The sequence below is a fragment of the Streptomyces sp. NPDC033131 genome (assembly GCF_055578365.1).
In genome coordinates, this window is record NZ_JBVIPA010000051.1 from 1 (window position 1) to 12843 (window position 12843).

Here is a 12843-nt window from a genome sequence, read left to right on the forward strand (position 1 = left end):
GCCCCAACGCAGCCCGTAATCGGTTCACTTCATGCTTGTCCACACTCCCAACATGCTCTTGATCAGTGAGAACGCAAAGACCTAACGAAGCACTAATAGGGCCTGTCCGGCGGATCATGCCGCGGACGCGGGGCCTGGCACGCCGATCCGCGGCGTTGTCGTCGGTTGCCGACTCCCCCACTCCCGACTCCGCTCGAGCGGGGGGACCCCCATCGCGTCGACGCCCTCCTCCGCCTTGCAGCTCGACGCGCCAGACCCTAGGGGTTTTACCGGCGGCGTACGGCCACGAAGCGCACCGGTGTGCCCGGTACCGCCTGTGCGGCGGCCGGGAGGTCGGCCGTGCGGACGACGCCGATCACCGGATAGCCGCCGGTGGTCGGATGATCGGCGAGGAACACCACCGGCCTGCCGTCGGGCGGGACCTGGACGGCCCCCAGCACCATGCCCTCGCTGGGGAGTTCGCCGGACCGGGCCCGCTCCAGGGCGGGTCCCTCCGTGCGCAGTCCGATGCGGTTGCTCGCGGAGGACACCCGGAAGGTGCGGGTGGTGAAGGCCCGTACCGCCTCCGGCGTGAACCAGTCGTCGCGCGGACCCGGCGTCACGCGCAGGACGAGTTCGGCAGGGGGAGCCGGCTGCGGGCCGACGTCCACGCGCGTGCGGAGCTCTTCCGGTCTCCCCAGCGGCAGCACCGCGCCGTCGCTGAGGGGCGGCGGGCCGAGCCTCGACAGCAGGTCCGTGGATCGGCTGCCGAGCACCGGCTCCACGGTGACGCCGCCGGAGACGGCCACGTAGCTGCGTACTCCGAGGACGGCCGCTCCGACCTCCAGGAGCGCACCGGCGGGTACGCGCACCGGCGCGCCCCAGGCGACCGGGCGTCCGTCCATGGTCACCCGGCAGGGCGCGCCCGTCACCGCCACAGTGACCGTCGAACGGGGGCGTACCGCACAGCCGTTGAGCGTGGTCTCCAGAACGGCGGCCTCGGGGCGATTGCCGACCAGCCGGTTGGCGAGGCCGGCCGCCGGTTGGTCCAGCGCGCCGGAGCGGGGCACACCCAGGTGTGCGTGCCCCGGGCGTCCCCGGTCCTGGACGGTGGTGAGCGCTCCGGCGCGTACGACGGACAGGGCGCGGTCCGTCATGACGTCCGCTCCGGCCCCGCAGCGACGAAGCGCACGCGCGTACCCGGCGACAGCAGGGCGGCGGGCACGCGCGCGTGGTCCCACAGCACGGCGTCCGTGGTGCCGATCAGCTGCCAGCCGCCCGGCGACGAGCGCGGGTACACGCCCGTGTACGGGCCCGCCAGCCCCACCGAGCCCGCCGGGACGGCCGTACGCGGCGTGGCCCGGCGCGGCACGTCGTAGCGCGACGGCAGGCCGGCGAGGTAGCCGAAGCCGGGGGCGAACCCGCAGAAGGCGACCCGGAACTCGGTGCTCGCGTGGATACGGGCCACCTCCGCCTCACGGACGCCCCAGAGAGCGGCGACGTCGGCCAGGTCGGGCCCGTCGTAGCGCACCGGCAGCTCGATCACGTGCCCCGCGCGCGGGGGCTCGGGCGGGACTTCGGCGGCGGCCAGTTCGGACGCCAGGCGGGCCGGGTCGTCGAGGCCGTCGAGGAGGACCGTGCGGGCCGCGGGGACGATCTCGCGGACCGCCAGCGAGCCCTCCGCGCGGCGGCGCACCAGCTCGGCGTGCAGGGCCTGGGCCTCCTCGCCCGAGGCCACCTCGACGAGCAGGGCGTTGTCACCGACGGGCAGGGCCTTCATACGAAGGCCTCCACCTTGACGCCGGACGACTCGAGCCGTTCGCGGACCCGGCGGGCGAGGTCCACCGCGCCGGGCGTGTCCCCGTGCATGCAGAGAGAACGCGCGCGTACCTCGATCGGTTTCCCGGAATGAGAGATGACGGTACCGGCGCGGGCCAGGCCCAGCGAGCGCTCCACGACCGCTTCCGGGTCGGTGAGCACGGCACCGTCCAGGCCGCGCGGCACGAGCGTGCCCGTGTCGGTGTACGCGCGGTCCGCGAAGGCCTCGGTGACGGCCGGAAGGTCCGCCTCCCGGGCCAGTTCCAGCAGGCGGGAGCCGGGCAGCCCCAGCAGGGGCAGGGTGCCGCCCGCCAGGAGCACGCCGGCGACGACCGCGCCGGCCTGCTCCTGGTCGTGCACGACACGGTTGTAGAGCGCGCCGTGCGGCTTGACGTACGACACCCGAGAGCCCGCCGCGCGCGCGAAGACCTCCAGGGCGCCGATCTGGTATGCCACCTCGGCCGCCAGTTCGGCGGGCGGCACGTCCATCGCGCGCCGCCCGAACCCGGCCAGGTCCCGGTAGGAGACCTGGGCGCCGATCCGGACCCCGCGCGCGGCCGCCAGCTCGCACACCCGCCGCATGGTGGCCGGGTCCCCGGCGTGGAAGCCGCAGGCCACGTTGGCGCTGGTGACGACGGTCAGCAACTGCTCGTCGTCGGTCAGCCGCCAGCGGCCGAAGCCCTCGCCGAGGTCCGCGTTCAGGTCGATCGAGGTCATGTATCCAGTGTCTCCTGCTCAGGCCACGCGGTACTGCTCGTCGCGGGCGTCGGTGAGGAACATCTGTCCCGGTGCGTGCGTGATGGCGAACGGCGGGCGCGAGGCCATCACCGCGGCCTGCGGGGTCACTCCGCAGGCCCAGAACACCGGGATGTCGTCCGGCTCGGCGTCCACCGGGTCGCCGAAGTCGGGGCGTCCGGGATCGTCGATGCCGAGCGCGGACGGATCACCGCAGTGCACGGGGCTGCCGTGCACCGCCGGGAGCAGACTGCTCTCCCGGATCGCCGTCGCCACGTGCTCCGGCGGCACCGGGCGCATGGACACCACCATGGGGCCGTGCAGTCGCCCCGCCGGACGGCACTGGCGGGTGGTGACGTACATCGGCACGTTGCGGCCCTGGTCCACGTGGCGGATGGGGACGCCCGCCTCGGACAGCGCCCATTCGAAGGTGAAGCTGCAGCCGATCAGGAACGACACCAGGTCGCCGCGCCAGTGCGCCCGCACGTCCGTCGGCTCGTCGACCAGCTCGCCGTCCCGCCACACCCGGTAGCGCGGCAGATCGGTGCGCAGGTCGGCGCCGTCCGCGAGGACGGTGGTCCAGGAGCCGGCGTCCGTCACGTCCAGCACCGGACAGGGCTTGGGGTTGCGCTGACAGAACAGCAGCATGTCGTACGCCCAGTCGGCGGGCACCGAGATCAGGTTGGCCTGGGTGTGGCCCGCCGCGACCCCGGCGGTGGGGCCCGCGAGCCCTGCGCGGAAGCGCATCCGGGCGTCTGCCGGCCGCCACGCGTGCGCGTGCTCGTCGAGGAGGGTCAGGGGGCGGTCGTTCGTCACCGTGAGGGCTCGGTCTTCCGTGCGGTTCACGCGAGTTCCTTTCCGCGCGTCTCCGGCAGCCCCAGCAGTGCCAGGGCGGCGAGGCCGTAGCCGATCGCGCCGAAGACCAGCGCGCCGCCCACACCCCAGCTGTCGGCCAGGAAGCCGACCGTGGTCGGGAAGACGGCGCCCACCGCGCGACCGGTGTTGTACGTGAAGCCCTGCCCCGTGCCGCGTACCGCCGTCGGGTACAGCTCGCTCAGGAAGGACCCGAAGCCGCTGAAGATGGCCGACATGCAGAACCCGAGCGGGAAACCGAGGACCAGGAGCAGGGTGTTGGAACCGCTCGGGATGTTCGCGTACGCCAGGATGCACAGGGCCGACAGCAGGGCGAAGAGCCAGATGTTGCGCCGGCGGCCGAGCCGGTCGGTGAGGTAGCCGCCGGTGAGATAGCCGAGGAAGGCGCCGGAGATCAGGAACGTCAGGTAGCCGCCGGTGCCGACCACGGAGAGACCGCGCTCGGTCTTCAGGTACGTCGGCACCCAGGTGGCGAGGGTGTAGTAGCCGCCCTGGACGCCGGTGGAGAGCAGGACCGCGAAGAACGTGGTGCGCAGCAGACCGGGCTTGAAGATCGCCGAGAACGAGGCCTTCTCGGTCCGCTGTTCCCGCACGGCGATCGCCTCCGGTGCGTCCTGCACCCGGCGCCGCATCCAGATGACCAGCAGCGCGGGCAGCGCGCCGGTCCAGAACATGATCCGCCACGCCCAGTCGTCGCCGACGAACGAGAACACCAGCGTGTACATGATCGCGGCGAGCGCCCAGCCGACGGCCCACGAGCTCTGGATCGCGCCGAGTGTGCGGCCCCGGTGCCTGGCACTGGCGTACTCGGCGACCAGGATCGCGCCGACCGCCCACTCGCCGCCGAAGCCGAGGCCCTGGAGGGCGCGGAAGACCAGCAGGGTCTCGTAGTTGGGCGCGAAACCGCAGGCGACGGTGAAGACCGCGTAGGTGATCACCGTGATCATCAGCGCCTTGACGCGGCCGATCCGGTCCGCGAGCACGCCCGCCAGGGCGCCGCCGACCGCGGAGACCACGAGCGTGACGGTGGTGAACAGGCCGGTCTGGCCGCTGTCCAGGCCGAAGTAGGCGGCCAGGGCGACCATGCTGAGCGGCAGCGTGAAGTAGTCGTAGGAGTCCAGGGCATAGCCGCCGAACGCGCCGGCGAAGGCGCGGCGGCCGCGCGGCCCGAGGGCCCGCAGCCAGCCCAACGCCCCGTCGTCGTCGAGGTGTTCGTCCGGCGTGGGCTGCGCGTCGGTGGTCAGGGACTGAGGTGGAGGGGTCGTGCTCATGGGCACCTCGCAGAAGGAGGACGGAGGGTGCTTGGGGACTGAGCCGTGCCGTGCGGGGGCGGTGGACGCCGCGGTGAGGTGATGCGCCGTTCGTAGCAAGGTAGAGGATCGTTGAACAATCCTTCAATACCCGTGTTGTTTCGTTCTTGTATCTACGATTGAATCCGGGCATGGCAGAGCAGCTGGCGGGACTGGCCGACGACCGCGCCCTCCTGGGCCGCACGAGTACGGCCGAGCGGGTCGCGGACATCCTCAGGAGCCGGATCGCCGAGGGGTTCTTCCCGCCAGGTACCCGGCTGTCGGAGGACAGCATCGGCGGCGCCCTCGGCGTCTCCCGCAACACGCTGCGCGAGGCGTTCCGGCTGCTCACACACGAGCGCCTGCTCGTCCACGAGCTGAACCGGGGCGTCTTCGTCCGGGTCCTGACCGTCGAGGACGTGGAGGACATCTACCGGACCCGCGGCCTCGTCGAGTGTGCCGTCGTACGGGGTCTCGGTGAGCCGCCGTACGCTCTGGACGGTCTCGCTCAGGCCGTGGCGGAAGGGCAGCGCGCGGCCCGTGACGGCGACTGGAAAGTGCTCGGTACCGCCAACATCCACTTCCACCGGGAGCTGGTCGCGCTCGCGGCGAGCAACCGCACCGACGAGCTGATGCGCAGCGTCTTCGCCGAACTGCGCCTCGCCTTCCACGTGGTCGACGACCCGCACCGGCTGCACGAGCCGTACCTCGCGCGCAACCAGCAGATCCTGCGGGCGCTGCAGGCGGGGAACAAGGACGAGGCCGAGGAATTGCTCGCCGTGTACCTCGCCGACTCGTTGGAGCGAATCGTCGAGGTGTACCGGCGGCGGGTCGGCGAGGACGGCTAGCGGGGCCGCCGCACATGGTGTGACCACAGTGACGCCGGGCCGGCCGGGTCGCATCTGCGTCGTTTGGGTCGTTGTCAGACCGAGGACCTAGTCTGTGCACCGTGACTTCGCCTGCATCGACGGACAGTGTTCCGCCCCAGCTCAGCGCGGGGCCGCGCCCCGCACCGGGGCCGGCCGCCGACGAGGGACTGGCGCGGCGGCTGCGCGCGCTCGCCTGCACCGCGCCGCTGCACGACCTCGACGCCCGCAAGGCCAACCTCGCCGGCGAGTACTCGGTGTACGGCATGGCGGAGGTGGCCCTCGCGGCCATCGACCTGGTCACCCTGAACATGGACTTCGACACCGGCGCCGACCACGACCAGATCGTCGCCCGGCTCGTCCCGCGCATCGCCGCCCAGGCCCCGCAGCGGCCCGTCGCGGAACACGAGCGGGTGGCCCGCTGGGTCCTGGAGAACCTGATCAACGTCGGCAGCGTGGACCGCGGCTTCCGCGCGGTGTACGGCACGTTCGCGCAGGACGGCACGTACGTGCGCCGTGACTACGACTTCAAGCTGATCGAGGAGGTGCCCGGCCCCGGCGGCTCGGTGTATCTCCGGACGACGGACGAGGCGGTCAACGTCCTCGTCGGCGCCCTGGACACCGATGTCACCAGCGCGCAGATCGCCGCCGAGGTCAAGCTGGAGGTGCTGATCAGCCGGGGCCGCCTCGCCGACGCCCAACTGGCCGCCGAACAGGCCCGCTACCGCACGGTGCAGTACTCGGAGACGCTGCGCAGAGCACTGGACGCGACCCGGCGCAACGTCCGCGCGGTGGACTGGCTCAACACCGTCCCCGACATGATCGCCGAGGCCCTCGACCACGTCGCCGACCGGTACCGCCACGAGAACGCGATCCTCACGAACATCCGCAAGGCGCGTGACGAGTCCGAGGACCCGGAGCAGAAGCGGCGCGCCGCCGAGCTGGTGGACATCGTCAAGGACTGCATCCGACGGCACACCCAGTTGCAGTCCCGGCTGCTGGAGGCCGGGCCGCTCTTCCGCGCCGAGCAGGACCGGCAGGCCTTCGCCACGCCCATGACGACGTCGGGCACCGACCTGTACGGGCATCTGCTCGCGCCGGTCCTGCCGCTGGCCCTGGAGCAGGCGGTCCGGGTCACCGACGCGTTCTTCGCGAGCGGAACGGGGTTGCGTACGCCGGTGTCGGTGCGGGTGGGGGACCTCGTCGACATACTGCTGACGCCGCCGATGGAGCGGGAGCATCTGGGTGCGGAGATGCCGGAGCCGGATCTCATCGCCACGCCGGACGACAGCCGGTTCAGCGAGGAGCAGTTGGCCTGCGCCATGGTGTTGCTCGATCTGCCGGCGGACGCGCCGCGCAGGCTTTCGGGGCTGCTCGCCGAGGCGCGGCGCCAGGATCCTGATCTGCCCTATCTCGTCGCGCTGTTGGCGGTGCACGCGGCCAGCCCGCCGGTCGGCACGGCGTACCGGCAGGGCGAGGAGAAGCTGTTGTTCGCCGTGGACGACGGGGTGGAGTTGGACGACCCCGAGTTCGGCGGGGCCGATTTGATCGTGGGGACGGCCTTGTTGGACGCGGTGGGGATGGCTGCGGGCAGGACGGAGGCCGCTTGATGTTGGGTTTCGGCTGCCGGCCGTCTGTGGCTGGTCGCGCAGTTCCCCGCGCCCCCAGGTGGGTAATCAGTCTCTCCGTTTTCGAGTCCAGGGAGTTGCAGTCGTGACTGAGCACGTCGAGTGGAGTGAGCCGGAGGCCGGTGCGCCGCCGGTGACCGCCGCCGTCACACCCGCCGACGCCGCCGACGCGGCGCGGCTCGTCGCCTTCGGGCTGCAGCCCAAACTGCAGCCCGCCCGGGACCAGGAGTACACGGAACTGCTGCGGCGCTACCGCGAGGATCCGCCGTTCGCACGGCTCGCCGACGCCGTGGCGGCCGGGCTGGGACTGGTGGTGCTGGAGGTGTCCCCGCGCGCGGGAATGGCCGTGACCGCCGCGGAGGACTCGGTGTTCGCCGTCCGGATGGGCGACTACGCGCGCCGGACGTCCGCCGACGGCGGCGACCGGTTCCTGCACGGGCTGGCGCACCTCGCCGTCGCCGCCATGGCGTTCCCGCGGCCGGAGGACCTCGCCGACGACGGCTACATCGGGCGCGTCTCGGTCAACGGCGTCGACGCGTTCGTCCGGCAGGCCTGCCGGCGTCTGGAGGAGCGTGCCGAGGAGCAGGGCGAGAACACCGACCCGGCGACCGACGCGCCCGGTCTGGAGGCCGCCTGGCGGATCTGGGTCAGACGCAGCGCGACCGGCGCCACCAAGGACGCGCGCCGGCTCGCCGGTTCGACGACCGGCATCGTCGGCAAGGCCGTCGCCTTCCTCACCGAGTCCGGGTTCTTGCAGCGGACCGGGGACGACAACGGCGGCACCTACCGGACCACGGCCCGCTACCAGCTCCAGGTGCGGGACATGGCGGGGAGCGCGGCGATGGCCGAGTTGCTGGAGCTGGGCGTCGTTCCCGTCACCGACGGGACGCCGACCCTGCTGCCCGCCGAGGACACCGACGACCTGGAACTGGTGGCCGACGCCGGGCTGCCGTTCCACGCGCCGGCCCGGTCCTGAAACCGTCCTGAATCCCCTCACCTGCCGAAGACTTACGAGAGTCCGCCATGTACGAGCTGTCCCGGGTCCGCCTCTACTCCATCGGGCCCGCCGGTGCGCGCTACGCCGACACCGTGCTTGACCTGCGCGGTGTGGGCCGGCCCGTGCCCGACCCCGCGCCCACCCAGGCGGAGTTCTTCGAGGAGGAGCCCGTCGGCCCGCCGCGCCGGCCGGCACCCGCCGGTGTGCTCTTCCTGGAGAACGGCGGCGGCAAGTCCGTGCTGCTCAAGCTGATCTTCTCCGTGATGCTGCCGGGCCACCGCAACACCCTCGGCGGCGCCAGCTCCGGTGTGCTGCGCAAGTTCCTGCTCGCGGACGACTGCGGTCACGTGGCGCTGGAGTGGCAGCACGTGCTGACCGGCGAGAGCGTCGTCGTCGGCAAGGTGAGCGAGTGGCGCGGGCGCCAGGTGTCCAACGACCCGCGGAAGTTCGCCGAGGCCTGGTACTCCTTCCGGCCCGGGCCCGGTCTGAGCCTGGACAACCTGCCCGTCGCCGAGTCCACCGCCGTACGGTCGTCCGTCGAGGGCCAGTCGGGTGCGCAGGGCCGTCGGCGCACGATGAAGGGCTTCCGGGACGCCCTCACCGAGGCGGGAAAGGCCTACCCGCATCTGGAGGTGCACTGGGAGGAGATCCACGACCGGTGGATCGAGCACCTCGGCGAGCTCGGCCTGGACCCCGAACTCTTCCGCTACCAGCGGGAGATGAACGCCGACGAGGGCGAGGCCGCCGGCCTCTTCGCGGTCAAGAAGGACTCCGACTTCACCGACCTGCTGCTGCGCGCGGTGACCGACACCCGCGACACCGACGGCCTCGCCGACCTGGTCAGCGGCTTCGGCAACAAGCTGGGGCGACGCGCCGAGCTGATCGCCGAACGGGACTTCACCGCCGGGTCGGTGGACCTGCTCGGCCGGATCGTCGAGGCCGCCGAGGCCCGCTCCCGCGCCCGTGACATCCACACCGGGGCCGAGCGCCGCACGCGGACCCTGGCGCGGCGGCTGTCCGCGCGCGGCGCCCGGGAACGCGTACGAGCCGCCGACCTCGCCCAGGGGGTCACCGCCGCCATGGACGCCGTCACGCGGGCCGAGGGGGCCCGGGAGCGCAGCGCGCTGATCGCGGCCGAACTCGCCTACCAACACGCCTCCTTGGCGCTCGCCGCCGGCGAGAAGTCGGCCGCCGCGCAGAAGCGCGAACTCGCCGAAGCACGCACGCTGCACTCCGCCTGGCAGGCCGCCGAGGCCGTGCTGCGCCACCGCGCCGCCGCCGACCGGGTGGCCCGTGTGGCCGTCGCGATCCAGGAGGCCGAGCGGGACGCGGCCCCCGCGCTGGCCGCCCGGGCCCGGGCCGCCGTCGATCTCGTACGGGCTTTGCACGCGGCCGCGGCGGGCGCCGAAACCCTCGCAGACGAGGAGGAGGAGCGCTCCGCCGCCCTCCAGGAGATCAGCGACCGCGCGCATCGGGACTCCACCTCCGCCGCCACGGAGGCGCAGCGCGCCCGCAGCGAGGTCGGGCATCTGCGGCAGCGGCTGAGCGAGGTCGAGCAGGAGACCGCCGAAGCGGTGCGCGCGGGCTGGCTCGACGACAGCGCGCCCGACGCCGACCCCGCGCGCGCGGCCCTCGCCGCCAGCGACGCCGAGAAGGCCGCGGTCGCCGCCTGGGACACCGCACGGGAGGCCGCCGGCCGAGCCACCGAGCACGCGCGTGAAGCGGCGGCGGCCGAATCCCGCGCGGAACTGACCGCGGCCCGCGCGGAAGACGCGGCCGCCGCCGCCGAACGCTCCTACGCGGCCGAGCGACGCCTCGCCGAGGCGCTGGCCACCGAGGAACGACTGGCCGAGCTGCTGAGCCTGACCGGTGGCGGCCCCCGCTCCTCGGTGGTTCCGCAGCCCCGACAGGAGACGGACGACAAGGACCGGGGGGCGCTCACCCCCGAGGACCTCGACCGCTTCGCCGACGAGCTGCGCGAACTGCTCGACGACGCCGTCGCCTCCGCCGAACGGCAGCTCTTCGACCTGCGCACGGCCGCCGCCGACGACTCCCGCATCCTCGGCGCGCTCGGCGACGGCGGACTGCTGCCGCCCGGCCCGGACGTGCTGGCGACCGTCGAGTACCTCGGCGAGCACGGCATCCCCGCGCTGCCCGGCTGGCGCTATCTCGCGCAGGCCGTCGACCCGGCCGACCACGCGCGCGTGCTGGCCGCGCGGCCCGAACTGGTCGACGGTGTGATCATCACCGACCCCGGCACGCACGCGCGTGCCCGCGAGGCGCTGAGCGAGGCGGCGCTGCTGCCGCGGTCCGCCGTGGCGGTCGGCACGGCAGCCGCCCTCCTCGCGCCGACTCCGGCGCCCGACTCCGACAACGGCGACGTCTTCCTCGTCCCGCCCAACCCGGCCATGCACGACGAGCACGCCGCCGACGAGGAGCGGCAGGCGCTGCGCGCGCGGGCCACCGAGCGGGACGAGGAGATCCGGGACCTCGCGGCACGGCTCGGCAAGGACCGGGAGCTGGCGGCTCGGCTCGCCTCCTGGCGCACCGGCTGCCCGGCCGGGCACCTCGTCGAACTGGGCCGGGCCGCCCGCCAGACGCGGGAGTTCGCCGAGGAGACCGAGGCCGAACTCGCCGAGGCGCGGACCGTACGGGCCGAGGCCGACGAAGCCGCCGCCGAGGCCGCGCAGGTCCGTGACGAACGGCAGGACGCCGCCCAGAAGGCGCGGCGCGCCGCCGACGCCCTCGCCGGGCTCGCCTTCCGGCTCCGGGAGCGGGCCGGCTGGCAGGTCAAGGTGCGCGAACTCGCCGACGAGGCGTCCGAGTCGGAGGCCCGCGCCCAGACCTGCCTGGACCGTGCCCGCGCCGCCGACGAGGACCGGCGCGCCGCCCAGCGCGCGGCCGACGACGCCCGCCGCACCGCCCGCGCGCTGCGCGCCGAGCGCGCCGAGATCGCGGGCGCCCCCGACGACGTACCGCAGAACGACGCGGCGGATCCCACCGCATCCCTGCCGGCCCTGCGTGAGGCATACCGGGCCGCCTCCCAGGTCTACGAGAAGGTCGGCGTCGGCGCCGACCTGCGGGCCGAGCAGGCCCGGGCGGAGAGCGACGAGAGCGCGGCGCGCACCGATCTGGACCGGCTGAGCAACAAGGTCCGCACGCGCGCGGAGCAGCTGCTCCAGTCGCCCGACGGATCCGACGGCCCGTCCCGGCAGGCCGCCGTCGTACGCGCCGAGGAGCTGGTGCAGCTCCTGGAGACCCGGATGTCCGGCGCGAGCGAGCAGCTCGGGCGGCTGCGCGGCGAGGCCGAGCGGCACGCGCCCGAGGACGGCGAGACGCACACCGAACTGCCCGAGGAGGTCCAGCCGCGCGACGCCGAGCACGCACAGGCGCTGCTGCGGACGGCCACGTCCGAACTCGCCTCGCACACCGAGGCGTTGAGCCAGGCCCGGGAGACGCACGCCGGACTGCTCGACGCCCACCGCGCCGCCGAGGACGCGGCCGGCGGCTTCGACGAGATCGCCGCGATGCTCCGCGACCTGCTGCGCGAACCCGCCTCGGAGGAGGAGCCGGAGGAGACCGAGGCATACCCGGGCAGCCCGGAGGAGGCCCGGCAGTCGGCCGCCGAGGCCCGCCGGTCCCTGCGCGGCTGCGCCGCCGACCTGTCGGCCACCGAGGCCGCCGTGCGCGAGGCGAGCGACATCCTCGTCCGGCACGCCAACTCCACGCGCTACGAGCAGGTCCGCACACCCGCCCGGCAGCAGATCCGCGAGCTGCCCGCGTCCGCGCTGCCCGAGCACGCCCAGAAGTGGGCCGACGCCTTCGCGCCCCGACTGCGCGTCCTGACCGACGAGCTGGAGCAGCTGGAGCGCAACCGCGACTCGATCGTGGACCGGCTGCGCGGGCTCGTGGAGTCGGCACTGGCCACGCTCAGGTCCGCCCAGCGGCTGTCCCGGCTGCCCGAAGGACTCGGCGAGTGGTCCGGGCAGGAGTTCCTGCGCATCCGCTTCGAGGAGCCCGACCAGGCCACCCTCACCGAGCGGCTCGGCGAGGTCGTCGACGAGGCGACCAGGGCCGCCGTCAAGAAGAACTCCGACCTGCGCCGCGACGGCATGTCCCTGCTGCTGCGCGGGGTCGGCGCGGCACTCCACCCCAAGGGCGTCGCCGTCGAGATCCTCAAGCCGGACGCCGTCCTGCGCGCCGAGCGCGTGCCCGTCGGACAGATGGGTGACGTGTTCTCCGGCGGTCAGCTGCTGACGGCCGCCATCGCCCTGTACTGCACGATGGCGGCGCTGCGTTCGAACGACCGCGGACGCGACAAGCACCGCCACGCCGGCACGCTGTTCCTGGACAACCCGATCGGGCGCGCCAACGCGACCTATCTGCTGGAACTCCAGCGTGCCGTGTCGGACGCGCTCGGAGTCCAGCTCCTTTACACCACCGGCCTGTTCGACACGACCGCGCTCGCCGAGTTCCCGCTGGTCATCCGGTTGCGCAACGACGCCGACCTGAGGGCCGGGCTGAAGTACATCAGGGTGGAGGAACACCTCCGGCCGGGACTGCCCCGTGAGGCTCCCGCCGGGGAAGCCGGGCACAGCGAGATCACCGCGACGCGGATGTTCAAGCGCCCGGCGCCGAGCGCGCCGTAGCCGACGGCG

9 protein-coding genes are annotated in these 12843 nt (G+C 73.4%); 4 read left to right on the forward strand and 5 right to left on the reverse strand.

All coding sequences use genetic code 11. From position 1 onward, the window contains the following. Window positions 1–266: 266 nt before the first annotated feature. Genes ACZ5XS_RS39585 through ACZ5XS_RS39605 form a run of 5 tightly spaced genes read right to left on the reverse strand, consistent with a single transcriptional unit; the run spans window position 267 to window position 4676 of the window. Window positions 267–1136: a 5-oxoprolinase subunit C family protein gene (locus ACZ5XS_RS39585; RefSeq protein WP_468659782.1), complete on the reverse strand. Its 870-nt coding sequence runs from the start codon at window positions 1134–1136 to the stop codon at window positions 267–269. Beyond that, window positions 1133–1759, reverse strand: coding sequence for a 5-oxoprolinase subunit PxpB (gene pxpB / locus ACZ5XS_RS39590; protein WP_468659784.1), 627 nt, complete (start codon window positions 1757–1759; stop codon window positions 1133–1135). The genes ACZ5XS_RS39585 and pxpB overlap by 4 nt, the downstream gene beginning before the upstream one ends. After that, window positions 1756–2514, reverse strand: a complete 759-nt coding sequence (locus ACZ5XS_RS39595) for a LamB/YcsF family protein (RefSeq protein ID WP_468659786.1) — start codon at window positions 2512–2514, stop codon at window positions 1756–1758. The genes pxpB and ACZ5XS_RS39595 overlap by 4 nt, the downstream gene beginning before the upstream one ends. A gap of 18 nt (window positions 2515–2532) precedes the next feature. Continuing rightward, window positions 2533–3378 (reverse strand): putative hydro-lyase, encoded by an 846-nt coding sequence (locus ACZ5XS_RS39600; protein WP_468659788.1) that lies wholly within the window; start codon window positions 3376–3378, stop codon window positions 2533–2535. Further along, window positions 3375–4676, reverse strand: a complete 1302-nt coding sequence (locus ACZ5XS_RS39605) for an MFS transporter (protein WP_468659790.1) — start codon at window positions 4674–4676, stop codon at window positions 3375–3377. Before ACZ5XS_RS39605 ends, ACZ5XS_RS39600 begins: the two co-directional genes overlap by 4 nt. Before the next feature lie 170 nt (window positions 4677–4846). Here ACZ5XS_RS39605 and ACZ5XS_RS39610 point away from each other — a divergent pair, with 170 nt between their 5' ends. The 4 genes from ACZ5XS_RS39610 to ACZ5XS_RS39625 all read left to right on the forward strand — a co-directional run bounded on the left by ACZ5XS_RS39610 (window position 4847) and on the right by ACZ5XS_RS39625 (window position 12834). After that, a complete protein-coding gene (locus tag ACZ5XS_RS39610) occupies window positions 4847–5542 on the forward strand; it encodes a GntR family transcriptional regulator (protein WP_468659792.1) in 696 nt (231 codons plus the stop codon). Between the two features lie 101 nt (window positions 5543–5643). After that, window positions 5644–7170, forward strand: coding sequence for a hypothetical protein (locus ACZ5XS_RS39615; RefSeq protein ID WP_468659794.1), 1527 nt, complete (start codon window positions 5644–5646; stop codon window positions 7168–7170). Between the two features lie 103 nt (window positions 7171–7273). Then, window positions 7274–8164, forward strand: a complete 891-nt coding sequence (locus ACZ5XS_RS39620; protein ID WP_468659796.1) for a hypothetical protein — start codon at window positions 7274–7276, stop codon at window positions 8162–8164. A 47-nt stretch (window positions 8165–8211) separates the two neighbouring features. After that, window positions 8212–12834 carry a hypothetical protein gene (locus tag ACZ5XS_RS39625; protein WP_468659798.1) on the forward strand — a complete coding sequence of 1541 codons (4623 nt, stop codon included), beginning with the start codon at window positions 8212–8214 and terminating at the stop codon, window positions 12832–12834. Window positions 12835–12843 lie beyond the last annotated feature (9 nt).